The 21,093-nt window shown below is 52.3% G+C and carries 19 protein-coding genes; 5 read left to right on the plus strand and 14 right to left on the minus strand.

Annotated elements, in window-relative coordinates; genetic code table 11:
- Window positions 1-19 precede the first annotated feature (19 nt).
- Complete coding sequence (modB, locus tag AC0LWF_RS17395; protein WP_474652804.1) at window positions 20-682, plus strand: molybdate ABC transporter permease subunit; 663 nt, start codon at window positions 20-22, stop codon at window positions 680-682.
- Window positions 683-795: 113 nt separating this feature from the next.
- On the opposite strand, the gene AC0LWF_RS17400 is transcribed toward modB, so the two are convergent.
- Window positions 796-1,761, minus strand: coding sequence for a substrate-binding domain-containing protein (locus AC0LWF_RS17400; protein WP_474652805.1), 966 nt, complete (start codon window positions 1,759-1,761; stop codon window positions 796-798).
- Window positions 1,762-1,952: 191 nt separating this feature from the next.
- On the opposite strand from AC0LWF_RS17400, the gene AC0LWF_RS17405 reads away from it, so the two are divergent.
- Window positions 1,953-3,236: an MDR family MFS transporter gene (locus AC0LWF_RS17405; protein WP_474652806.1), complete on the plus strand. Its 1,284-nt coding sequence runs from the start codon at window positions 1,953-1,955 to the stop codon at window positions 3,234-3,236.
- 149 nt (window positions 3,237-3,385) lie between these two features.
- On the opposite strand, the gene AC0LWF_RS17410 is transcribed toward AC0LWF_RS17405, so the two are convergent.
- From AC0LWF_RS17410 to AC0LWF_RS17420, 3 genes are all read right to left on the minus strand, one after another.
- The gene (locus AC0LWF_RS17410) at window positions 3,386-4,432 is read right to left on the minus strand and encodes a GGDEF domain-containing protein (RefSeq protein WP_474652807.1); all 1,047 of its coding nucleotides are present in this window, start codon (window positions 4,430-4,432) and stop codon (window positions 3,386-3,388) included.
- 83 nt (window positions 4,433-4,515) lie between these two features.
- Complete coding sequence (locus AC0LWF_RS17415) at window positions 4,516-5,205, minus strand: hypothetical protein (protein ID WP_474652808.1); 690 nt, start codon at window positions 5,203-5,205, stop codon at window positions 4,516-4,518.
- Between the two features lie 37 nt (window positions 5,206-5,242).
- Complete coding sequence (locus tag AC0LWF_RS17420) at window positions 5,243-6,148, minus strand: aldo/keto reductase (RefSeq protein WP_474652809.1); 906 nt, start codon at window positions 6,146-6,148, stop codon at window positions 5,243-5,245.
- Between the two features lie 158 nt (window positions 6,149-6,306).
- Between AC0LWF_RS17420 and AC0LWF_RS17425 the strand changes: the two genes are divergently transcribed.
- Window positions 6,307-7,149 carry a helix-turn-helix domain-containing protein gene (locus AC0LWF_RS17425; protein WP_474652810.1) on the plus strand — a complete coding sequence of 281 codons (843 nt, stop codon included), beginning with the start codon at window positions 6,307-6,309 and terminating at the stop codon, window positions 7,147-7,149.
- A 365-nt stretch (window positions 7,150-7,514) separates the two neighbouring features.
- Here the strand turns inward: AC0LWF_RS17425 and AC0LWF_RS17430 are convergent, their stop codons facing one another.
- The 7 genes from AC0LWF_RS17430 to AC0LWF_RS17460 all read right to left on the minus strand — a co-directional run bounded on the left by AC0LWF_RS17430 (window position 7,515) and on the right by AC0LWF_RS17460 (window position 14,418).
- Window positions 7,515-7,964 (minus strand): hypothetical protein, encoded by a 450-nt coding sequence (locus AC0LWF_RS17430; protein ID WP_474652811.1) that lies wholly within the window; start codon window positions 7,962-7,964, stop codon window positions 7,515-7,517.
- A 19-nt stretch (window positions 7,965-7,983) separates the two neighbouring features.
- Window positions 7,984-8,877, minus strand: a complete 894-nt coding sequence (locus AC0LWF_RS17435) for an ABC transporter ATP-binding protein (protein WP_474652812.1) — start codon at window positions 8,875-8,877, stop codon at window positions 7,984-7,986.
- On the minus strand, window positions 8,864-9,862 hold the full coding sequence (locus tag AC0LWF_RS17440) for an ABC transporter ATP-binding protein (protein WP_474652813.1): 999 nt from the start codon (window positions 9,860-9,862) through the stop codon (window positions 8,864-8,866). Before AC0LWF_RS17440 ends, AC0LWF_RS17435 begins: the two co-directional genes overlap by 14 nt.
- A gap of 27 nt (window positions 9,863-9,889) precedes the next feature.
- Window positions 9,890-10,735, minus strand: a complete 846-nt coding sequence (locus AC0LWF_RS17445) for an ABC transporter permease (RefSeq protein ID WP_474652814.1) — start codon at window positions 10,733-10,735, stop codon at window positions 9,890-9,892.
- Window positions 10,736-10,739: 4 nt separating this feature from the next.
- Entirely contained in the window at window positions 10,740-11,690 is a 951-nt protein-coding gene (locus AC0LWF_RS17450) for an ABC transporter permease (RefSeq protein ID WP_474652815.1), read from the minus strand.
- A 71-nt stretch (window positions 11,691-11,761) separates the two neighbouring features.
- A complete protein-coding gene (locus tag AC0LWF_RS17455) occupies window positions 11,762-13,426 on the minus strand; it encodes an ABC transporter substrate-binding protein (protein WP_474652816.1) in 1,665 nt (554 codons plus the stop codon).
- 218 nt (window positions 13,427-13,644) lie between these two features.
- Window positions 13,645-14,418, minus strand: a complete 774-nt coding sequence (locus tag AC0LWF_RS17460; protein WP_474652817.1) for a C40 family peptidase — start codon at window positions 14,416-14,418, stop codon at window positions 13,645-13,647.
- Window positions 14,419-14,691: 273 nt separating this feature from the next.
- Here AC0LWF_RS17460 and AC0LWF_RS17465 point away from each other — a divergent pair, with 273 nt between their 5' ends.
- A complete protein-coding gene (locus tag AC0LWF_RS17465) occupies window positions 14,692-16,470 on the plus strand; it encodes a sensor histidine kinase (RefSeq protein WP_474652818.1) in 1,779 nt (592 codons plus the stop codon).
- The gene (locus AC0LWF_RS17470; RefSeq protein WP_474652819.1) at window positions 16,470-17,255 is read left to right on the plus strand and encodes a response regulator transcription factor; all 786 of its coding nucleotides are present in this window, start codon (window positions 16,470-16,472) and stop codon (window positions 17,253-17,255) included. Before AC0LWF_RS17465 ends, AC0LWF_RS17470 begins: the two co-directional genes overlap by 1 nt.
- Before the next feature lie 216 nt (window positions 17,256-17,471).
- On the opposite strand, the gene AC0LWF_RS17475 is transcribed toward AC0LWF_RS17470, so the two are convergent.
- From AC0LWF_RS17475 to AC0LWF_RS17485, 3 genes are all read right to left on the minus strand, one after another.
- Entirely contained in the window at window positions 17,472-19,094 is a 1,623-nt protein-coding gene (locus tag AC0LWF_RS17475) for a type 2 periplasmic-binding domain-containing protein (protein ID WP_474652820.1), read from the minus strand.
- Between the two features lie 131 nt (window positions 19,095-19,225).
- Window positions 19,226-20,107: a carbohydrate ABC transporter permease gene (locus tag AC0LWF_RS17480; protein ID WP_474652821.1), complete on the minus strand. Its 882-nt coding sequence runs from the start codon at window positions 20,105-20,107 to the stop codon at window positions 19,226-19,228.
- A gap of 19 nt (window positions 20,108-20,126) precedes the next feature.
- Window positions 20,127-21,026 carry an ABC transporter permease gene (locus AC0LWF_RS17485; RefSeq protein WP_474652822.1) on the minus strand — a complete coding sequence of 300 codons (900 nt, stop codon included), beginning with the start codon at window positions 21,024-21,026 and terminating at the stop codon, window positions 20,127-20,129.
- Between the last annotated feature and the right edge of the window lie 67 nt (window positions 21,027-21,093).

Below are 21,093 nucleotides of genomic sequence, written 5' to 3' on the forward strand. Positions count from 1 at the left end.
TTTCTTAGGATGATCATTTATGGATTGGCCTACGTTCTATGAACCGATAAAGCTATCGATTCAAATTTCGCTCATTGCGAGCATCGTCATGCTGCTGCTCTCCTCCATTATCGCATGGCGGATGGCGAAAGCCCGTTTCATCGGCCGGAGCATTCTCGATGCGCTGTTCATGCTCCCGCTCGTCCTGCCGCCGACGGTCATCGGCTTCCTGCTGCTCGTCGCGCTTGGACGCAGAAGCTGGCTCGGGAAGCTGTATGAAGCGTTGTTCGGCGGACCGATTATTTTCACATGGGAATCTGCCGTTATTGCAGCGGTTGTGGTCGCCTTCCCGCTTGCTTATCGTACGATGAAAGCTGGCTTCGAGGGAATAGACCCCGCGCTGGAAAATTCGGCAAGGGTGTATGGCGCCTCGGAGTGGCAGGTATTCCGGTACATTACGTTCCCGCTCGCCTTCCGCTCGGTCACAACCGGCTACATTCTCGGCTTTGCTCGCGGGCTCGGTGAATTCGGCGCTACGCTAATGATTGCGGGCAACATTCCCGGCCGGACGCAGACGATTCCGACAGCGATCTATGTCGCGATGGACGGCGGAAGCATGAAGCTCGCTTGGGCTTGGGCCGGATCGATGGTGCTGCTGTCGTTTATTATGCTGCTTGCGGTTAATCGGATAACGAAAGATTAACGCAAGACATGGCTAATGAGTAGCTAATGAATAGCTAATGAATAATGGAGAATGCCCTTCGCGCCGCGGAACTTGACCGCAGCTTGCGAAGGGCATTGTTTGTTAATAGCAGGCTATGTGTCCAGCAGCACACGGCCTGTCTCGGACAGATCGTAGCCTTGAATCGTACGCAGCTCGTTCTTGAAGGCGTCCGACTGGATCGTATGCAGCACCGTCTCGATCCATTTCATATTGTCCGGCCGCTTCAGCATGACAAGATCGTATCGCTCCGCGATCAGCGGAATGAAGTCGATGCCGCCAACAATATTCGCAGCCTTCTGGATGCCGATGCCGACATCGGCTATATTGGCGGCGATTTTGCCAGCGACGGCGAGATGGCTGTGCTCGACATCGGCGTAGCCGAGCAGACTGCCGGCTGCGATCCGGTGCAGCCGCAGCTGCTCATCGAGCAGCACGCGCGCTCCCGATCCTTGCTCGCGGTTCACGAGCTTCAGCCCTGGCTTGCTCAGATCGCTCCAGCCGTGCAGCTGCTTCGGGTTTCCCTGCCGCACATAGAAACCAGCGGAACGCGTCAGCAGATGGACGACGACGATCGGCAGACCGACCAATAGCCGGCGAATGTACGGCAAATTGTACGTATTCGTATCGCCATCAAGCAGATGCGTGCTGACGATGTCGGATTCGCCCTTGTACATGGAGATCAGGCTGTCCATGCTGCCGACGAATGAACGCAGCGGGCGCATACCTGGAAGCTGCTTCTCGATATGCTTGCTCAGAATGTCGAGGCTGACATCGTGGCCGGTAATGACGAGCGGCCTTTCGGGCGATGCTGCATGTGAAGGCTGCATGCTTGGAACGGCAGCCGCCCGCTCCAGTTGCTGTTGCTGCTGCAACGGCGTTACGGCGATGCCTTTGGCGCGTTGCTTATACGCTTCAATATCCGATGCATCGACACGGATCTGTTTGCCGACGCGGTACGAGGGCAGCTCGCCTTTCTTAATGAGATCGTATACGGTGAGCTTTGATATCTTCAACAGCGTCGCTATTTCTTCGGTCGTATAAGACGTATCGCTAGACATGGACACCTCTCGCATCAGTTCTAAGTAAGTTGCTCGTACCTTTCATTATAGCAGAGCCGATTTGGAGAAAGCACGAATCACCCATCCATTTTCCAAAATGATACGCCACTGCACGCCTTGTCTCCTCTGACGCAAAGGTAGTATGATGGTACAGCACTTAAAGCATCTACAACTAGAAAGATAGGGCACTCATGAAAATTAAAGATTGGGATTTAAACTTAAAAATCCGCCTCGGCGGTGAAGCGGCATTCAATGTCATCTTCTGGACCTTCTTTCCGTTCTTGTCGATCTATTTCTCCGATCAATTCGGCAAAGGCTGGACGGGCACCTTGCTCGTCATATCGCAGCTAATGAGCGTCTTCGCGAACCTGCTTGGCGGTTACTGCGCAGACAGATTCGGGCGCAAACGTATGATGGTACTCGCCGCATTCGGACAGGCTTTCGGCTACGGACTCTTCTCGCTCGCCGCGTCTCCGCTCTTATCGATGCCGTCTATCGGCTTCATCGGCTTCACGATAGCAAGCTTCTTCGGCGCAATCTACTGGCCTGCCAGTCAAGCGATGGTCTCCGACGTCGTCGAAGAGAAACATCAAGCAAGCGTCTTCGCCATCTTCTACACAGCTGCCAATGTCGCGGTCGTTATCGGCCCGCTGATCGGCTCGCTCACCTATACGGAAAATCCGTACCCGGTTCTGGCAGCAGCAGCGGCAGTGTGCGCAATTCTTGCGCTCGTGATGAACGCACGGTTACACGAGTCGCGTCCAGCTCGAGTGGCAGAACGCACACAAGCCGAGGAAGGCCAGCCGTGGTACAAGGCTATCGGCACACAACTGCGCGATTATCGCGTCATCGCAACAGACCGCGTGTTCCTGTTGTTTACTATCGCAGGCATCCTGTTGTCGCAAACGTTCATGCAGCTTGATCTACTGTTCCCGGTCTTCCTGAAGGAAACGGTACAGCTGTCAACGATATTCTCGTTTGGCGACTGGAATCTGCAAGTGAACGGACAGCAGCTCTTCGGTATCATCGTCTCGGAGAACGGACTGTTCGTCGCATTGTTCACCGTCGTCATTACGAAGTGGATTGCGGGCTTCCGTGACCGTTATGTCTTCATCGGAGGCGCTGTGCTCTATGCAGCCGGCATCTATATGTTCGGCTTGATGTCCTCGTTCTGGGGCTTCACGCTAGCAATCGCTGTCTTCACTATCGCCGAGCTCATGTCGGCAGGGCCGCAGCAAGCGTTTGTTTCGCGGTTAGCGCCGGAGCATATGCGCGGGCAATATTTTGCCGCAGCGAGCCTACGCTATACGGTCGGACGCACCATTGCGCCACTGACCATTCCGCTGACCAGCTGGATCGGCTTCCCGTGGACGTTCGGCCTGCTCGCACTGCTCGCGATCGCATCCGCGTTCATCTACAACGTCATGTTCAACCGCTTCGACCAGCATTCCGTGCCGATGAATGAAGCGGCATAAGTAAGTCGCATAAGAAAGTGCAACAACAAAAGCCCACGCCTTCGATGGCGTGGGCTTTGTTGCGTCGTGCGCTGTGCTAACGGACTCAGGAAACGTTATTTGGACGATCCGTTAGCGCCGACGCGGGGTGATGGTGAGGTGCTGCGGATCTAAACGACACACTTCAAACAGATGACGCAATTGCGTCCCTGCCGCTTCGCCTCGTATAGCGACTCGTCGGCTTCTTTGATCAAGCCAGCCACTGTATGCTTATCGAAGACGGCGAACCCGAAGCTCATCGTCACTTGGAAGCTCTGCCCCTCCTCCGAAGTAAACTTCAGCTTCGACAATTCCTCTTGGAACGATGATAGCCGCTCCTTCACTTCATCCCGGTTACCCGTTTGCATCGTAATCGCAAACTCCTCGCCGCCGTACCGATAAGCCATGCCGCCGTGCTCCGCATTGAACGTGCGATTGAGCATCGCCGCAACCTCCCTCAGCACCTGATCGCCGACAAGATGGCCGTAGCGGTCGTTAACCGATTTGAACCAATCGATATCGCCCATGACCAAGGTCAGCTTCCCGCCGCCATGGACCAGCTCTTTCACCTTCTCTTGGAACGTGCGATGATTGCTTAGCCCTGTTAAATAATCATGCTTCGCCATCTGCTCGTAACGGCTTTTCTCACCGAGATGCTTGCGCCCCCGCGCCATGACGATGCCGCCGCCAACTCCCATCAGCAGCAAGCAGATGAAGTTCATCCTTACAGTAGCCGCATGCTCATGCAAGGAATCTGCACTTCCACCTAGCAGCACAGCTGTATAGCACGCGGCAAGAATGAGCATGGAAATAACGCCGCCTCGAAGCCCCCAATACACCGCCGCATGCAAAATAATAAAATAGGTAACCGGGAACATCGGACTTCCCGCCCCGCCAGTTAGCGCGAGCAGCGCCGTCACAGCAACGAAGTCGAAGATGACGCCCATCCGCGTAATGAAATAAAAGGCTCTGCTCTCCATATTTCCCTTGGAGAGAACCACCTGCGTCAAAGCTATATAAGCACCGCCCCCGCATAACAACAGCACGAAGCTGCCTTGCGACTGCGGCGATTGGTAGTACTCGAAGTAGATCCATCCGGCTGCGAGCAGGAAGAACCAGCGCAGTACGGAGAAAATCGTTTCCAGCACATGATCGCTTTTCAGAGATGTATTCTTCATAATTCGACACAACTCGCCATCATAGTAGGTTATAACGCTATTGTACATTATGCTGCACCCCTATGATAGTCCAGACTTTCGCTTCAGTCATCGCTACTCTCGTAGTGAAAAAGCTCCTCCAATACGCACCAAAGCCGCTCTGCGTCTGACTTTTCAGCCCATGGATCGAAATGCGGCTCCATCACTTCGCCCCAATTCAAAGGTGAATTTTTTGTCGAAATCCGTCCTATCCGTGGTTGCTCGACCGTTGACGGCAGCTCTTGATAGGAAAAAATATAGCTCCCGAAGCTGCCGATCGTATAATATTTGTTAAACTGCCGCGGCTTCTCTTCCTGCAGTTGGTAGTGCAAGAAGACATAGCTGCTGTACATGTCTGTCTTTAATCTCGCCAAGCTCCCGACTCGCTGCTCCGCTCTATACCCTGGACGTCTCCAGGGCACGTCGTCCATAGGGCAATCGTCGTGAAAAATATCATTCATACGCATCTCGAACTTTACCGTCGCCTCGCCTTCAAGGGTAGGCCAAGCCTGCAACAGCGGTGTCAGCGCCTCATTCCAAATGCTGCCGATCGGCTCTTCTCGCTCATCCGCTCTCTGCTCTAAATAGGCAAACAGATGGCTGCCTTCGCGGAACACGCTGCACACCAGCACGCTTTGCTTTTCCAAGCTGCTCTGCAACTGCTCCCGCTGCACCTTCAGCTCCTGAACGAATGCCGCTTCCATGCCCGGCTTCAGCGCAGACACCCACATGAACCGCTCGATATTTTGCCTCATCGTCTTGATCACGCCGCCTTTGGTTAATGGAGTAAACTCACGCAAATAAGGACGGAGTATCCGCAAAAAGTGACAGCACCCGTTCGTGGTCCTCCGGCGCGAGTCCGACGCCGTCGCAGTACGAAGCGTTCGCGCGCAGCGAGCGACTGGAAGCCGTGCCCGTCAGCGTCACATGAATATCAGGGTTCTGCAAGCTGAAGCGCATGCCCGGCTCGATGAGTCCTTTCGGCTCAGAGCGCCGCAGGAACGACAGCTTCTCCATCCGTTTCGCTGCTTCGGTACGCATATCTTCACCGAGAAACTTGGCCGGCGACTCGGCGAGCAGCCCCATGCCGAGCACGCTGCCATTAATAATGGCGATATCGTTCTCTCTTGCCAGAGGGATGATCTCATTCGCCGCAGAATAATCGAGCAGCATATAGCGGGCGTAGAATTGGATCGCATCGAAGGCTCCTGTCTCCATGTAACGCTTCAGCAGAGGCAGATCGCGGGTAGTGACGCCGAGGAAGCGGATTTTGCCCTGCTCCTTCAGCTTCAGCAATGCCGGAATCGCCTCATTAATAATGAGCTCAAACGGCTGTTTCTCGACATCATGCAGCTGCATAAGATCAACGCAATCGGTTTTTAACCGCTTTAAACTTTCTTCAGCCGAACGGATGACATTCTCATAATTGTAGGGGAAATCGTACCGGACCGCTTTTGTCGCAAGCACTACTTTATCCCTTCGTCCGCCAGTGAGTGCCCTGCCGATTCTCTCCTCCGACTTGCCGAGTCCGTAGAGAGGTGCCGTGTCGATAAAATTAATGCCGAGGTCGAGCGACTCATGCACAACTCGTTCAATTTCCGCCTCATCAATATCCCGAAAATCGCCTCCGATCGGCGCGCCGCCGAGGCCAAGCTTGGATACGCGAAGTCCCGTCCTGCCAAACGTCGTATATTCCATTGCCGCACTTCTCCCTCCTAATAATGACTGTCCTGTCCGAATATATCGTTTTTGTTATTTTCCCTGTACACAAACTCAATATATACTATTAATAAAAGGAAGAGGATACCTCGTTTTTGCGATTGATATCAATATTTTGCGATAAGGGGACAAGAGCCGTGTATGATGCGCATTTTACCGCAAGGCCGGATTTCGATCGTTTCCCCGGCTTCCCGCTTGGCATTGGGCATATCCAAGACGAGCCTGAGCATTCCGTGGACGGTACGACCTATCAGCCGGGCTTCTACAATGTTCATTTCGTTGTAAGAGGCACGGGCTGGATGCAGACCGAGCACGGGACGGTCCAGCTGAAGCCTGGAATGGGCTTTCTCTATGGCGGCCATCCGCAGTATTTCGGCACGAATGGCGATGATCCGTGGGAGGTATGGTGGATCTATTTCGCTGGCGAAGGCATGAGCCGTCTGCTGGGGGACAAAACGTTGCGGGATGTATGGGCTTTCTCGTACGGGGAAAACGATCGGGTTATGGCGCTCGTGCAGGAGCTGTGGACGACTGCGAGGCTGAACGACGCGAGGCAAGTGCCGAAGCAAGCCGCTCTGCTGTATGAGCTTATGCTGGAGCTGCTGCTGCACGCCTCCGACCTGAACGCCTCCGGAGAGCGAAGCTTATCGCAAAGCATCCGGCGCGCAGCCGAATATATGCGCATGAACTGCGCCCGCAGCCTGCCCTTGCAGAAGCTTGCGGACCTATGCGAAATAAGCCCGGCGTACTTCAGCCGGACTTTCCATGAAGAGATGGGCGTTCCGCCGCTGACCTACTTAAACCATCAACGCATCGAGCTGTCGAAGCAGATGCTGATGGCCACGGCGAAGCCGGTCAAGCAAATCGCGCTCGAGGTCGGCTTCTCGCAGCCGAGCTACTTCATCGAGCGATTCCGCCTCGCCGAAGGCGTCACGCCGACGATGTTCCGTGCGGGAGCGGTGCGGAAGAAGGAGGGGTAGGATGGGGAAGACGAGCCGGAGCGGAACTCCTTCCTTAACCGTCTCCCCATACCTCCTCCTCCGCCGTCCTCCTCACTCCGCTACCTCTAACGAATCGTAATGCGCTTATTCGTCCAGAAACCGCCTCGTCGAATCGCTAACGAACTTCAGTAACCTTATTGCACCCGAATCTGGCAGTTTTGCTTCATTTAGCTACGAATAACGCGTCTGGGGTTCTTTACAGGTGGAGATGGGCAGATTTCAGCCAAATAACGCGTCTGGAGTTCGCTAGACGTCTGAGTACCGCAGAAAACCGACCACACACAAAGAAAAGCGCCCTAATTAGGACGCCTTACTGTATATCTACAACAACGAGCAGCTCCAGCCTAGCCCTGCGGCACAATCACATACCGCGAGGCTTCTTCAGCCGCGCCTGCATGTTCGCCTTGAATGACCCAGCCATGCGACAAGACGGACGCGAGGCGTTCCTTCTGCGCAAGGGTAAGCTCCGCAATAACCGACTCATTGCCCGCATCGAGCACGAGCTCCGGCTCCAGCTTGTACGCAATATGAATCCAGCTGCGAATGCCGCGGATCGTATTGTACTTGATCTGGTAGCCTGTGCGCACCGCCGCTTCGAATGTCTCCGAAGCTTGCGTCGCGAATGCCGTTAGCTCCTCGTAATTGAACTGATACATGCTCGTGTCATCCTTCGGCAGCTCGCCTTGCAGCGTCCGCTGGATGATCTCGTCATCCGACCAGCCGAGCACACGTAGAGATTCCATCAACAGCGCATCCCATTGGGATAGTTTCACTCGTTCTTTCACTTCCGTCATCCCCTCGTCCTCCTCCTGCTCACAATGCTACAAAATGTCCCGGGCTCACTTCTCGCAAGTCCGGAATCGCCGCGCCTGCTTCTCTGACCCATTCTACCCGCTCGCTCACAACGTGAGGGTCCGGTACCGGAATGGAAGATAGCAGCGCCTTCGTATACGGGTGAAGCGGATTGTCGTACAGCTCATCGCTTGGCGCTACCTCGACGAGGCGGCCGCCATACATAACGCCGATGCGGTCAGAAATGTGCCGCACCATCGACAGGTCATGCGCGATGAACAGGTAGGTCAGACCAAATTCGCTCTGTAAATCTTCAAGCATGTTAATGACCTGCGCCTGCACGGACACGTCGAGTGCGGAGATCGGCTCGTCACAGACGACAAAATCCGGTCGCACAGATAAAGCCCGCGCAATGCTGATCCGCTGGCGCTGCCCGCCGCTGAATTCATGCGGGAAGCGATTCAGATGCTCGCGCTTTAAGCCCACTCGCTCTAGCAGGGAAGCAACGAATTCCTTGCGCTCCTCGCCGCGCTGCAAGCCATGAATATCCATCGGCTCCCCGATGAGCTCAAGCACATTCATCCCCGGATTGAGCGATGAGTACGGATCTTGGAAGATCGACTGAATGCGGCTGCGGAACGGCTTCAGCTGACGCTCGCCCAGCGCGGACAGATTATGTCCATCAAAGTGTACTTCACCGGATGTATAGTCATAGAGCCGAAGCAGACAGCGACCAACAGTAGACTTGCCGCTGCCGGACTCGCCGACGAGACCGAACGTCTCGCCGCGCTTAATCTGAAAGCTGACGCCATCAACGGCTTTCAGCACCTCCGTCGGCCGGCCCCAAATATCCCGGCCCTTCGTAAAATGCTTCTTCAAATTGCGCACATCAACCAGCCATTCATGCTCGCTCATCTTGCAGCGCCTCCTCTCCACCTTCTGCTAACCAGCACATATACCGGTGGCTCGGCGATACTTCCGTCACCTTCGGCAGCTCCGCACAGCGCGCCGATGCATGTGGGCAGCGCTCCATGAACGGGCAGCCTGGCGGCGGGTTGAGCAGATTCGGTGGCGTGCCGTCAATCGGCACGAGCCGCTCCTTGAAGCCGCTCTCCCGTTTCGGCAGGGAGCGAAGCAAGCCCTGCGTATACGGATGCTTCGGACGATAGAAGATGTCCTCTACCGTGCCTTCCTCCATCACCATGCCGCCGTACATGACGACGACGCGGCTGCATACCTGCGCCACAACGCCAAGATCATGCGTGATCAGCGCAACTGCTGTGTTCGAGCGCTCCTTGAGCTGCCTTAACAAATCCAGAATTTGCGCCTGAATCGTCACATCGAGCGCCGTCGTCGGCTCATCCGCAATAAGCAGCTCCGGCTGGCAGGAGAGCGCCATCGCGATCATAACGCGCTGGCGCATGCCGCCGCTGAACTCATGCGGATATTGGTTCACGCGCCGCTCCGGCTCCGGAATGCCAACTTGGCGCAGCATCTCAATGGCTTCGCGCAGTGCCGCCGATTGCCCAAGACCACGATGGCGGCGAATGACCTCCACCATCTGCTTGCCGATCTTCTGAACGGGATTCAGCGCCGTCATCGGGTCCTGAAACACCATTGCAATCTGGTTGCCGCGCAGCTTGCGCCAATCCTTCTCCGAGAGGCTCGACAATGACTCGCCGCGAAACTTGATATCACCCTCGACCATCTTGCCCGGTGGAGGCGTGAGCGCCATGAGCGCTTTGGCCGTGACGCTTTTGCCACTGCCGGATTCACCAACGATGCCAACCGTCTCGCCTGCATCAATATGAAAACTTACGCCGCGAACCGCTTGATTCTCGCCATCGCGGGTAAAGAACGATACTTTCAAATTTTCGACGGACAAGAGCCGTTCTGCCATCTGTGTTCACTCCTTTATGTCCACCGCTTAGCGCCGGTTCAGCTTCGGCTCGAAGCCGATACGAAGAATATCACCGAGCACGTTGAAACTCAGAACCGTTAACAATATAAATAAACCTGGGAAAACCGCCAAGTATGGCGCGTTTCCGAGAAAACCCTGCGCATTGTTCAGCATGCTGCCCCACGTTGCTTTCGGCAGCTGCACCCCGAAGCCGAGGAAGCTAAGGGAAGATTCAAGCATAATTGCGGAGCCAACCAAATTCGATGAGCCAACGATGATAACAGGCATCAGGTTCGGCAGAATATGCTTGATGATAATACCAAGCGAGCTCTGGCCGGAAGCTCTCGCATAGAGCACAAACTCCCGTTCCTTCACGCTCATCGTCTCCGCTCTAATAATTCGGGCAATGCTCATCCACATTAATAATGCAATAATGACAACGATGCCGCTTACGCTCGGCTTCAAGAAAATGCTGAGCAAGAGCAGCAGCAGGAACGACGGGATCGACATGAACACTTCGACTGCCCGCATGAGCACATTGTCTAGCCATCCGCCAAAGTAGCCGCTCACGACGCCAATAACGACGCCGATCGTTGTTGCGAGCAGCATGGAAGTGACTCCGACCATCAGCGATACACGGCCGCCATAGAGCGCGCGCGAGAAGTAATCACGACCATAATCATCAGTGCCAAACCAATGTGCCGCACCGGGCCCCTGCAGACGCTCAAGTACATTCAATTTATTCGGATCATAAGGAGATAAAAAAGCCAATGCGGCACCTACCGCGAAGATAGCAAGAATAATGACGGCCGCAATACCCCATTTATTCGAAAACAGCTCGTTTCGTACATTTCTCCATTTGGTGCGATTCATGAGGTCACCTCGTCTGTTTGATTCTTGGATCAGCTACGCTGTACAGCAAGTCGGCAGCCAGATTTCCGATCATGAGCATAAAGGCAGAAAATAGTGTAACGCCCATTATAATCGGATAATCCATCCCCTTCGCAGCAGTCACCGTGAGCGAGCCGATTCCCGGCCAAGTGAATACGGTCTCCGTAACAATCGCACCGGCGACAAGTTCAGCGAGCGAGAGCCCAAGAAGCGTAATGACAGGCAGCAGCACGTGCTTCGTCACATGCCGGAACAGAATCGCATATTGATTCGAGCCGAACGCATATTGAATTTGAACATAATCTTCTTTCAGCTGGCCAATCGTACTGGAACGAATATAACGCACATAGCTGGACAGGAAGCTGATCGCCAGCACCGAGCAAGGCAGAATGCCATGCTTAATGACATCAAGCGCCGAATCCTTGCCAATCGTGTGCATTCCCATACTTGGCAGCCAGCCGAATTTAACGGCGAAGAAATACATAAATAGAATACCCAGCCAGAATAGAGGCACCGAAATTCCGATATAGGCGAGTAAATTAACGAGCTTGTCTACCCAGCGGTTCCGATATGCGCCTGCGAGCATCCCGAGTGGTATCGCAAGCAATACAGCTATGGCAATCGAAACGCCCATAAGGCCCGCGGTAGCAGGCAAACGCTCCAGAATTTGATCCATGACCGGCTTATGATTGACGAGGGAATACCCCAAGTTGCCAGTCAAGCATTCCTTCAGCCAGTGGAAGTATTGAACATAAGCCGGCTGATCAAGCCCTAGGTTATGCCGGATGCGTTCAATATCATCCGCGTGCATGCTCGGTGTAACAAAGTTAAGCACCGGATCGCCCGGCGCCATCTTAATCATAGCAAAGCAGACAATCGATACGAAAAACAGCATCGGTATCGTCTGCAGCAAACGTCTGGCGATGAGTTGTCTCATTCGTGAAGTCTCCCTGCTTTGTGTAGCAAAAAATAAGCTGGTGTCACCCAGCTTATTTTTTGAAATTTTTCTTATTTAAAGTACAGTTTTGCCGGATCTTCAAAGATTACGACCGGCTTCAGAACCGCTTCGTCCACACCGCCAAATTGCTTGTCGAATGCAACGATTGTTTTCGTGTAGCCGATTGGGTAAATTGCAGCATCACCAGCGATAATTTCTTGGATCTTCTTGTAAACTTCACCACGTTTTGTTGTGTCAGCTTCAGTCGAGCCTTGTTTCCACAAGCCGTCTGCTTCTGCATTTCCGTAGTGGAAGGAGTTGTACGAGCCGTTTGTTGTGTACAGCACGCTGTATGCATCAGGATCGGAGCCCATAATATATCCGCCAACAAACAGATCGAAGTCAGTTGCTTTCGGATCGTAAGCTTTCGCGCCGAATGCGGATGAATCCAAGCTTTGCACCTCAACGTCAATGCCGATTTCTTTCAGCTTCTGTTGCGTGTATAGGGAGATTGCTTCTTGTACTTTATTGCCAGCCGTTACGATGAAGCGCAGCTTCAGGTTGCTAACGCCTGCTGTTTGCAGAAGCTCTTTCGCTTTCGCAACGTCGTTATCGAACGTTGGTACATCATTCGTGTGGTACAGCGTATCAGGCGTCAGGACCGAGTGAGCCGGATCTGCATAGTCTGCGGAAGCATATGCAGCTTGGATAACCTCTTCACGGTTCAAAGCATAGCCAATTGCTTGACGAACTTCTTTCTTCTTTAGCACGCCAATGTCGCTGTTCTCGTTGAATGCGAGGTAGGACAGACGGCCTTCAGCGTATGGCATGATGTCGAACTTGCCAGTGCCTTCAATCGTCGAAACGTCTTGTGGATCCAGGTATTTCACGTTAATCTCGCCGTTCTGAAGGGCAAGGTTAGCAGCATTCGTGTCTTTTGCAACGCGGTACGTGATGGAATCAAGATGCGGCTTGCCTTCGAAATAGTTATCGAAGCGCTCAAGCGTTACATACTCGCCTGTTTTGTACTCTTTGAACTTGAACGGACCGGAACCAACTGGTGCCGCGTTCTTCGTGCTCTTCTGAATATCTGTTTCTTTCTCGAAAATATGCTTCGGAATCGGCGTCAGCTGTACAAGTGTTGCTTCGAAAGCTGGGTTAACTTGCGGCAGCTTGAATTCTACCGTCAGATCGTCGACTTTCGTTACTTGAACCTGCTTATCTCCGAATACGAGGTAATCGCGGAAGAAGCTGTTCTGGTTCTTGTCGAGAATTTTATCGAATGTGAAGACAACGTCATCAGCAGTCAACGGTTGGCCGTCGTGCCAAGTAAGGCCGCTCTTCAGCTTCAATGTATAAGAGAGGTTATCAGCAGATGGCGTCAGGCTGTCTGCCAAGTAGTATGTTTTCTTGCCGTTATTGATTTGGAACAAAGGTGCGTACAGCGCTTGGTCAATCGTCAAGCTAACGCGGTCGCCGGCGTAGATTGGGTTAAGTACATCAGGGTCAGCAGCTACAGCAATAATTAGGTTGCCGCCGTCTTTCGGCTGCGAAGCGTCAGTCGATGTGTCCGTCGCTGCGTCGCCGCTGTTTGCAGTGCCAGTGTTCGTTACATTCGAGCCTTTATTCGAATTCTCAGTCGAATTATTGTTCGCTGAATTTCCGCCGCACGCGCTAATTACGAGTGTCAATACGGCTAAAACAATTACTACGGATAAACTTCTTTTTCTAATCATGCTGTCAGCCCCTTCAGAAATGATGCGTGTTATTTTGTTAATTTGAATTATACATCGGAATACTCGGAATTACAATAACCTATCGAAACATTTCACTAGATTCATAGTTTATCTACTGAATTATACTCGAATCCTCCCAAATAAAAAAGCGGTAGCATCCCTTGAAAGCATTGGGATACGACCGCTTTTAAAAAAAAGTTCATATGATTAACAAAACATTACCGGTTATTGCGGTAATAAGGCTTGTCCGTGTGATATCCATCGTTGTTCGCTGCATCGGATTTGACCTGATCAACCGTGCTCGTCACTTCATTGGCAGTACCCGAATCAGTGCCCGTGTCTGTGCCAGAACCTGTGTCGCCACCGACGTTCACATCAGAACCATTGTCAGTACCTGTGCCAGTCTCGCTGCCATTATCAAGAACACGACGTGCCGTAACGAAAGTACGGTCCCAGGCGCTTCCTTTAAAATCAGAAATCGTCACGCCGACGCCGACGCGATACGTCTGCAGCAGCTTGTCGTCGCCGATGTAGAGGCTTACGTGATTGATTTTGCCGTCTTTGTTCGTGTCCGTGAACACGAGGTCACCCGGTTGCAGATCCGCTTTCTTTACCGGCGTGCCTACCAGCGCTTGCTGCCTGGACGAACGCGGCAGATCGATGCCGTTCTCTTTAAAGATATATTGCATGAATGAAGAGCAGTCGAATGCGCTCGTGATGCCGGATTTAGCGCCGAATTTATATTGTACGCCTAGATATTGTTCGCCTGTCGCAATAATTTTATCCACCAAGCTTGTTCCCGTCGCAGCTTCTTTAGAGGCTGTTGTCGTTGTCGTCGTCGTTGTCGTCGTCGTTGCCGTCGTCTTGGAAGTTGTCGCCGCGTGCGTTGTGCCTGGTGCTGCGAGCATGCTTCCGCCAATCGCTACGAATACGCCCAGCGTGATACCGATCATTTTAGCATTGAAACGTTTATTGTTAGTTGTTGTTGTCATGTGTAAGTTCCTCCTGATGTCTGTATTTGTAGGTTAGGAATCGCTTTGCCTCGCTTGCCTAGAAACACTATAACACAGCGAAAACTCCCACTATTTTTCAATGAGCACCGAGTCCTTAGGCCCTCGCCGTTCACGCCCGTTTCTGAGAAAATGATGAGAAAAACTTAATAAAGCGCATATTGACGCCGCCGCGAAGGCAGTCTCTGTATATTCACGGAAAAGTCCTTTATAATGAGGTACGAAAGATTCGCTTACAGCTAAGAAGGTGAATGCATGTTTCGCAAGTTTCGCAAATTCCGAGTTGGGCTCGCGCAGAAAATGATTATCGGCTATGTCGTCATTATTTTGCTCCCGACGCTGCTCATTGGCTCGTTGTATTATAAACAGCTTCATAATAATGCCGTGAAGGATTACGCCACGAACCGTGAATACCTTATTCAGCAGGTCGGCTCCACTTTCCTGATGAACTTAAGTCAGATCGAGATGATTCACGACATGTTCCAGACGAACCGTACCTTAAGCGGCTTGCTCTCCGGCAACTATACGACGGCGTCCGAGCAGGTATACGTCTACTTGAAGGACCTCGTGCCACTGTTCTCCTTCTATAAGAATAGCTCAACGTACATTGACCGAATCCGCGTGTACAAAATGAACCCGAAGGTGCTGAACCTCGGTGCCAGCATCGTTGACAACGCCAGCAGCATTGCTCCCGAAGTGGACAAGCTGAAGCTTGGCGAAGGCTACTGGCTGCAGCAGATCGTCGATAAGAGCCCGGATGCGCTTCTGCTGACGTATTATAAGAAGCTGTATAATGAGGATTTCACGCAGGAGATCGGTATTCTGGAGATTCGTCTTAAGCGGAATTTTGTCAGCAGCCTGCTCCATTCGAATGACCCGAGCGGCGCGAATGCGCATTATTTCTATGTTACCGATAAGAGCAACGTGCTCGGCACGAATCTTGTCACGGTCTCAAAGCCTGACATGCCGCTTACCGCAGGCGATCAAGAGCAGATCCTCTCTTCGATTAAGATGCCGCGGCCGTATCAGTACTTCGAAGCATCCGGCGGAGAGCTGCTGATGAACAAATTCCAGGTGCCGAAGATGTCGGCGACCATTATGGCGCTTACGCCAACGGACGAGCTCTTCCAACGGACGAATAGTCTCGTGAGATGGTATGTACTTGTCATTGCAGCGCTGCTCGTTATTCTATCCGGCGCTTACTTCGTCACCTTCTCTACAGTCGTTCAGCGTATTCTGAAGCTTGGACGACACATGCGCACGAACCTGCTCGCACGCTACGATGAAGATCGCGGCAGCGATGAGATCGCCTTCCTCGTCTCGTCGTATAATACGATGATTACGCGCAATGACGAGCTGATGAGCAAGATCGACATCTCGCAGCTCAGGCAGAAGGAAGCGGCTTACTTGGCCCTTCAAGCGCAGATCAATCCGCATTTTATCTACAACGGGCTTGAAGCGATCCGGATGGCTGCCGAGGAGAACGAGGACCCCGACGTTGCGAAGATGCTCTATGCGCTCGGACAGTCGATCCGTTACAGCTTATCGCGAAGCAGTCATGCGACACTGAAGGATGAGCTATCGCATATTCGCAGTTATTTGGAAATTTACAAGGTGCGTATGGAGGAGCGGCTGCAGTACGATATCATCGTTCGGGATCAAGCACTGCTTCTGCGGGAGTGCCCACGATTTATCATTCAGCCGCTCGTCGAAAATGCAATCATTCATGGCATCTCGAAGCGCAGCAAGACCGGGGTTCTGCATATTGAAGCATGGCTCGAAGGCGAGCTTGCCATCGTCGAAATTCGTGACAATGGCGTCGGCATGACGCCGGAGCAGCTAGAGATGCTGAGGCGCAAGTTAGATGGCGAGATTAGGCCGCAAGAATCCGAGAAGCCCGGCGGCATCGGAGTCATGAATGTGCATGAACGAATGATCAGCAAATTCGGGCAAGCCTACGGGCTAAGGATTACAAGTGAGCTCGGGGAAGGGACGACCGTTGCCTTGTACATCCCGAGAAAGGGGGAATCATAATGAGGCTGTTAATTGTAGAAGATGAAGCGCCGATTCTGAGGGGTCTGCTGCGCAAGGTAAAGGCGCTTGACCTGCCGTTTCATGAAATTGCAGGAGTCTCAAGCGCAGAGGAAGCACTTGAGGATTTGCGCCAGCATCCGGCAGACCTCGTCATGACGGATATTAATATGCCGCAGATGAACGGACTCGAGTTCATTCAAGTCGCCCAGAACGAAGATCTATGCGGCAGATTCATTATTCTGACTGGCTATGATGATTTCTCTTATGCCCGAAGCGCGCTGCGCTTGAAGGTCATCGATTATTTGCTGAAGCCGATTAACGATGAACAGCTCGGTGAGCTGCTCACCAAGATTGGCGAGCAAATTCAAGCGGAGCTTGATCTGCAAAGCGACCATGAGGATGAAGGGGAAGTGGAACTCAGCGAAGACAGCTTCCCTGCCGAAATGGACAAGCCGGATGCCGGCAAACAAATGCTCGAGTATATTGAAACGAATTATCAGACCGATCTGTCGCTTAGCTCCGTGGCAGAGCAGGTCGGCCTCCATCCGAACTATGTCAGCTACCTGTTCAAGAAGGAGACCGGCATGAACGTTCTCGCGTACATCCATCAGCTGCGGGTTGTGAAAGCGAAGGAGCTCATCGTGAAGCGTCCGAATTTGCCGCTGAGCGAGGTAGCGGTTCTGACCGGCTTCGAGAATCCGCGGCACTTCTATAAAGTGTTCAAGAAGCATACCGGCATGACCCCGCGCCAGTTCGGGGAGTATAGCCAATCGAATCCTTCATGATTTTTGTCCGCCAGTGTGCGGTGCCCGCGGCTAAGCGCTTTTGAAAATGTAACGGACTCCAGCGACGTTTATTCCGATGAATTCAGCCACTTTAGGCAGAAAAAATGGGAAATAGCGCTTCTGGAGTCCGTTATTTTTTTGAGCGAGCTGCTTCTGGAGCTGAGAGATCGTATATCGGCCGTCAGCTTTCAGGTGGCCAGTGGGCAGTGCCACCTTCTATTTCTGCGATATCGCCGCATACTTGCTGCTCATCCACTTCTCGAGCTTCGAGAGGCCAAGCTCCTCCGCCTTGCTCACCATCAAATTAAATTGCGCCACGCATGCTTCCTGCGTATCCGCCAGTATAACGTTTGTCTGCTCACTGCTAATGAGGGCATCCACTTCTCCCGCGATGCCCGCCTCCTTCGTATCGGACGGCGGATTAACGCGCGCGAGCAGCGGCTCGTAGACCGTGTGTTCCTTCTCTACGCGTAGCGCCTCCATCATTTCCGGCTGGGCAGGGTCATAGGATGCTTGATTCGCAATATTGCCGTGTACGCCGAATGCCCAAACCGCGACGCCGTACTTCTGTACCCACTGTTCATAGCTCGCATACTTGTCCTGCAGAAACTGCTTCTCAAAGACCGGGTAGCCCTCCTCTGACATATGCCAGTGCACCCCTTCGATGCCCCAAGCCATCAAGCGCTGCCCTTCCTCGCTCCGCAGATATTGCAGCAGCCGGATCGCCACATCTGGGTAACGGCTCTTCTTCGTTACATATGTGCCGGCCCAGCCGCTCGTATCGTTCACATGTACGAAGGAGTCTGACAGCGGCGAGGTAACCAGCTTGGCGTGGGCGCTCATACCCGCAGCCTTATAGGCGCTGTTCGCCGAATTCGCATCGTACACATTACGAATGAAGGCGAAAGCCGCGCCCGTATCGCGCTTCTCGATATATTGCTCGTGGTTGAACGTAAAGTTCTCCGGCAGAATAAGCCCTTCTCTGTACAGCCGGTTCAGAAACAAATAATAGTCCAGCGTCTTCGGATTCCGAAGCTGGCTCTGAACCTTGCCATCATGCTGATATAAGCCTTCCACGCCGAACCGCTCTTTGAAATACTTGCTCCACTGCGAATTTTCATCCAGCAAGAGCGGAATCATACTCGGATACTTGGCTTTCACCCCAAGCAGAATCTGCTCCAAATCCGCCAACGTATGTAGCGGCGGGCTGCCGAGCTGCTTCATCATGTCGTCGCGAATGGTAAGCGCAGCCGTCCCCGGCCCTGCAACCGCATACGGATTAAACATGTCGACTTCCCTCTGGTAGTAATTGCGGATTGTATAGAAATGCCCGTCCGACGAAGCGTTCAGCCGCTTCTCCTCGTCCGAGACAACGAATTTCGGCGTATAGGCATTCATTAATAAGTCCCACGCATAGCTCGTTTCTTTCGTTGCCAGCCGGTCAGCTAGCCGATCCGAATAGATGATATCCGGCAAATCGCCTCTAGCCAGCATGGCAGGCAGCTCTTTCGTATCCATACTGCGGATGATGTTCAGCTTCACACCTGTCCGCTTCGTCAGTTCTTCCGGTATCGGCCCAGTGAACGAATCGACCCAGAACCAGGGCATATCCACGTAGACGGTCAACGTAATGGGGGTATTATTGGTAATCGAAGTTGAATTATTATTATTATTATTCGTAGTCGTCGGCGGAACGCTGACTGGCAGCTCATTCACAATCTTCGGTGGCTGCTCTTCCTCCGTACGCTTGCAAGCGGTGATCTGAAGAATCACGCTGGCACATAGCAAGGTGACAAGCAGTATCCTCCACCTGCGCGCGACAGCTCCAGCAATCATCATCAACACCTCCTCCCATAAGCACTCTTCTCATTGTAACCATTTTCGATCACGTTCGACAGCATCAGCTATAAAAACAGAAAAAACAAAAAGCCGACCCCTGTAATAGAAGTCAGCTTCTTGCCCTTGAAGAACTATTCTTTAACTGCACCGATCATCATGCCGGAGACGAAATACTTCTGCATGAACGGATATACGAACAAGATCGGAATCGCGGCGATAAACACCTGCGATGCTTTAATGGTACGGTCGGATACGCGGCTCATCAGCTCCGCATTCTCTCTCGTAATAACCCTTGAGTTGGAATCGAGAAGAATCGTCTGCAGGTAAGACTGCAGCGGATAGCTCTTCTGATTGCTCATGTAGATAATACCGTCGAACCATGCGTTCCAGTGCGTAACCGCCGCGAACACGACCAGCGTTGCGATAATCGGCATCGACAGCTGCAAGTACAGCGACACCAGAATACGGACGTGACCCGCGCCGTCAATGAACGCGGACTCTTCAACTTCCTTCGGAATATTCCGGAAGAAGTTCGACAAGAGAAGCACGTTGAAGACGGAGATTGCGCTTGGGATAACGAGCGCCCAGATCGTATCAAGCAAGTGCGTATTTCTAACAATCATATAGGATGGCACGAGACCGCCCGAGAAGAGCATCGTCACAACAAGATACCAAGCGAAGAACGATTGATGCTTGAAGTGGAGCTTTCCCTTCGACAGCGGGTACGCAGCCAAGATGGTCAGAATCATGCTAATCGAGACACCGAGAATGACACGCTCCACGGAAATACCCATCGCATGCCAGAACTCGGAGTTTTTAAGGATATATTCGTACGACTTCGTCGAGAATTGCACGGGCCAGAAAGTAACCTTCCCGGCTGTAACTGCCGTACTCTTACTAAGCGAAATCGCCAATACATGAACCATCGGAATGATACAGCTTAGCGAAAATAAGATAAAGATCAGGCTATTAATGACTGTAAATATACGTTTGCCTAACGAACGGTCTACCACTTACGTCCCCTCCTGTCTCCTAGAAAATGCGATGATCCGATATTTTACGGGCAATCAAGTACGATACGGTAATCAGAACTAAGCTGACCACTGAACGGAACAAGCCAATTGCAGCACCAAGTGAATATTGGGCTTGCTGAAGACCCATACGGTATACCCAAGTATCGATAACATCGCCTGACTTATACACGGCCGGAGAATACAACATAAGCACTTGCTCGAAGCCTGCGTTAAGAATGTAGCCAAGGCTAAGCGTAACCATCAATACAATCGTCGACTTCATGCCTGGAAGCGTAATATGCAGCGTTTGTTTCCAACGGCTTGCGCCGTCCATAACAGCGGCCTCGTAAAGCGTCGGATCGATTGTCGTAATGGCAGCCAAGAAGACAATCGTACCGAAGCCGGTAATTTGCCAAGTCTCAGTACTTACAAGAATATACGGGAACCATGATGCCTTGGATAAGAAAATAATCGGGTCAACGCCGAACTTTGCAAGCATTGTGTTAATGAGGCCCTCACGGGAGAGCATGTCGCGGAAAATACCGCCGAGAATAACCCAAGATAGGAAGTACGGGAAATAAATAATCGTTTGAACCGTGCGTTTGAATACTTTCGACATAATCTCGTTCAGCAGAATTGCAACCGTAATCGCAGCTAACGTCTCTATAATGATTTTCATCGTAGCGATGAAGAGCGTATTAGCTATAACTTGCTTTACATCCGGGATGTGATACAGACGTTTAAAGTTATCGAACCCAACCCATTCGGAATGAAAGAAGCCGAGTGTCGGTTGGTACCGTTGAAACGCCATGACAACCCCGAGCATTGGGAGGTAGGCATATATAAACAACACAACAACCGGGGGAATCAGCATGAGATACAGCGCTAGCTGCTTCCTAGGAATTTTAAATGCATTCATAAGCTCGCTCCTTACTACTTTTAATTGCGTTAAAGACCAGAGAGTGCGGATGCATGATCATCCGCAC

The sequence above is a fragment of the Paenibacillus sp. sgz302114 genome (assembly GCF_056120345.1).

What these genes read in the sequence shown, in the direction of transcription:
- AC0LWF_RS17485 (WP_474652822.1), bottom strand. Translation starts at nt 21,026, where the DNA reads ATGAATGCATTTAAAATTCCTAGGAAGCAGCTAGCGCTGTATCTCATG.
- AC0LWF_RS17465 (WP_474652818.1), top strand. Translation starts at nt 14,692, where the DNA reads ATGTTTCGCAAGTTTCGCAAATTCCGAGTTGGGCTCGCGCAGAAAATG.
- AC0LWF_RS17440 (WP_474652813.1), bottom strand. Translation starts at nt 9,862, where the DNA reads ATGGCAGAACGGCTCTTGTCCGTCGAAAATTTGAAAGTATCGTTCTTT.
- AC0LWF_RS17450 (WP_474652815.1), bottom strand. Translation starts at nt 11,690, where the DNA reads ATGAGACAACTCATCGCCAGACGTTTGCTGCAGACGATACCGATGCTG.
- AC0LWF_RS17405 (WP_474652806.1), top strand. Translation starts at nt 1,953, where the DNA reads ATGAAAATTAAAGATTGGGATTTAAACTTAAAAATCCGCCTCGGCGGT.
- AC0LWF_RS17460 (WP_474652817.1), bottom strand. Translation starts at nt 14,418, where the DNA reads ATGACAACAACAACTAACAATAAACGTTTCAATGCTAAAATGATCGGT.
- AC0LWF_RS17410 (WP_474652807.1), bottom strand. Translation starts at nt 4,432, where the DNA reads ATGAAGAATACATCTCTGAAAAGCGATCATGTGCTGGAAACGATTTTC.
- modB (WP_474652804.1), top strand. Translation starts at nt 20, where the DNA reads ATGGATTGGCCTACGTTCTATGAACCGATAAAGCTATCGATTCAAATT.
- AC0LWF_RS17420 (WP_474652809.1), bottom strand. Translation starts at nt 6,148, where the DNA reads ATGGAATATACGACGTTTGGCAGGACGGGACTTCGCGTATCCAAGCTT.
- AC0LWF_RS17400 (WP_474652805.1), bottom strand. Translation starts at nt 1,761, where the DNA reads ATGTCTAGCGATACGTCTTATACGACCGAAGAAATAGCGACGCTGTTG.
- AC0LWF_RS17430 (WP_474652811.1), bottom strand. Translation starts at nt 7,964, where the DNA reads ATGACGGAAGTGAAAGAACGAGTGAAACTATCCCAATGGGATGCGCTG.
- AC0LWF_RS17470 (WP_474652819.1), top strand. Translation starts at nt 16,470, where the DNA reads ATGAGGCTGTTAATTGTAGAAGATGAAGCGCCGATTCTGAGGGGTCTG.
- AC0LWF_RS17455 (WP_474652816.1), bottom strand. Translation starts at nt 13,426, where the DNA reads ATGATTAGAAAAAGAAGTTTATCCGTAGTAATTGTTTTAGCCGTATTG.
- AC0LWF_RS17475 (WP_474652820.1), bottom strand. Translation starts at nt 19,094, where the DNA reads ATGATGATTGCTGGAGCTGTCGCGCGCAGGTGGAGGATACTGCTTGTC.
- AC0LWF_RS17435 (WP_474652812.1), bottom strand. Translation starts at nt 8,877, where the DNA reads ATGAGCGAGCATGAATGGCTGGTTGATGTGCGCAATTTGAAGAAGCAT.
- AC0LWF_RS17415 (WP_474652808.1), bottom strand. Translation starts at nt 5,205, where the DNA reads ATGAGGCAAAATATCGAGCGGTTCATGTGGGTGTCTGCGCTGAAGCCG.
- AC0LWF_RS17445 (WP_474652814.1), bottom strand. Translation starts at nt 10,735, where the DNA reads ATGAATCGCACCAAATGGAGAAATGTACGAAACGAGCTGTTTTCGAAT.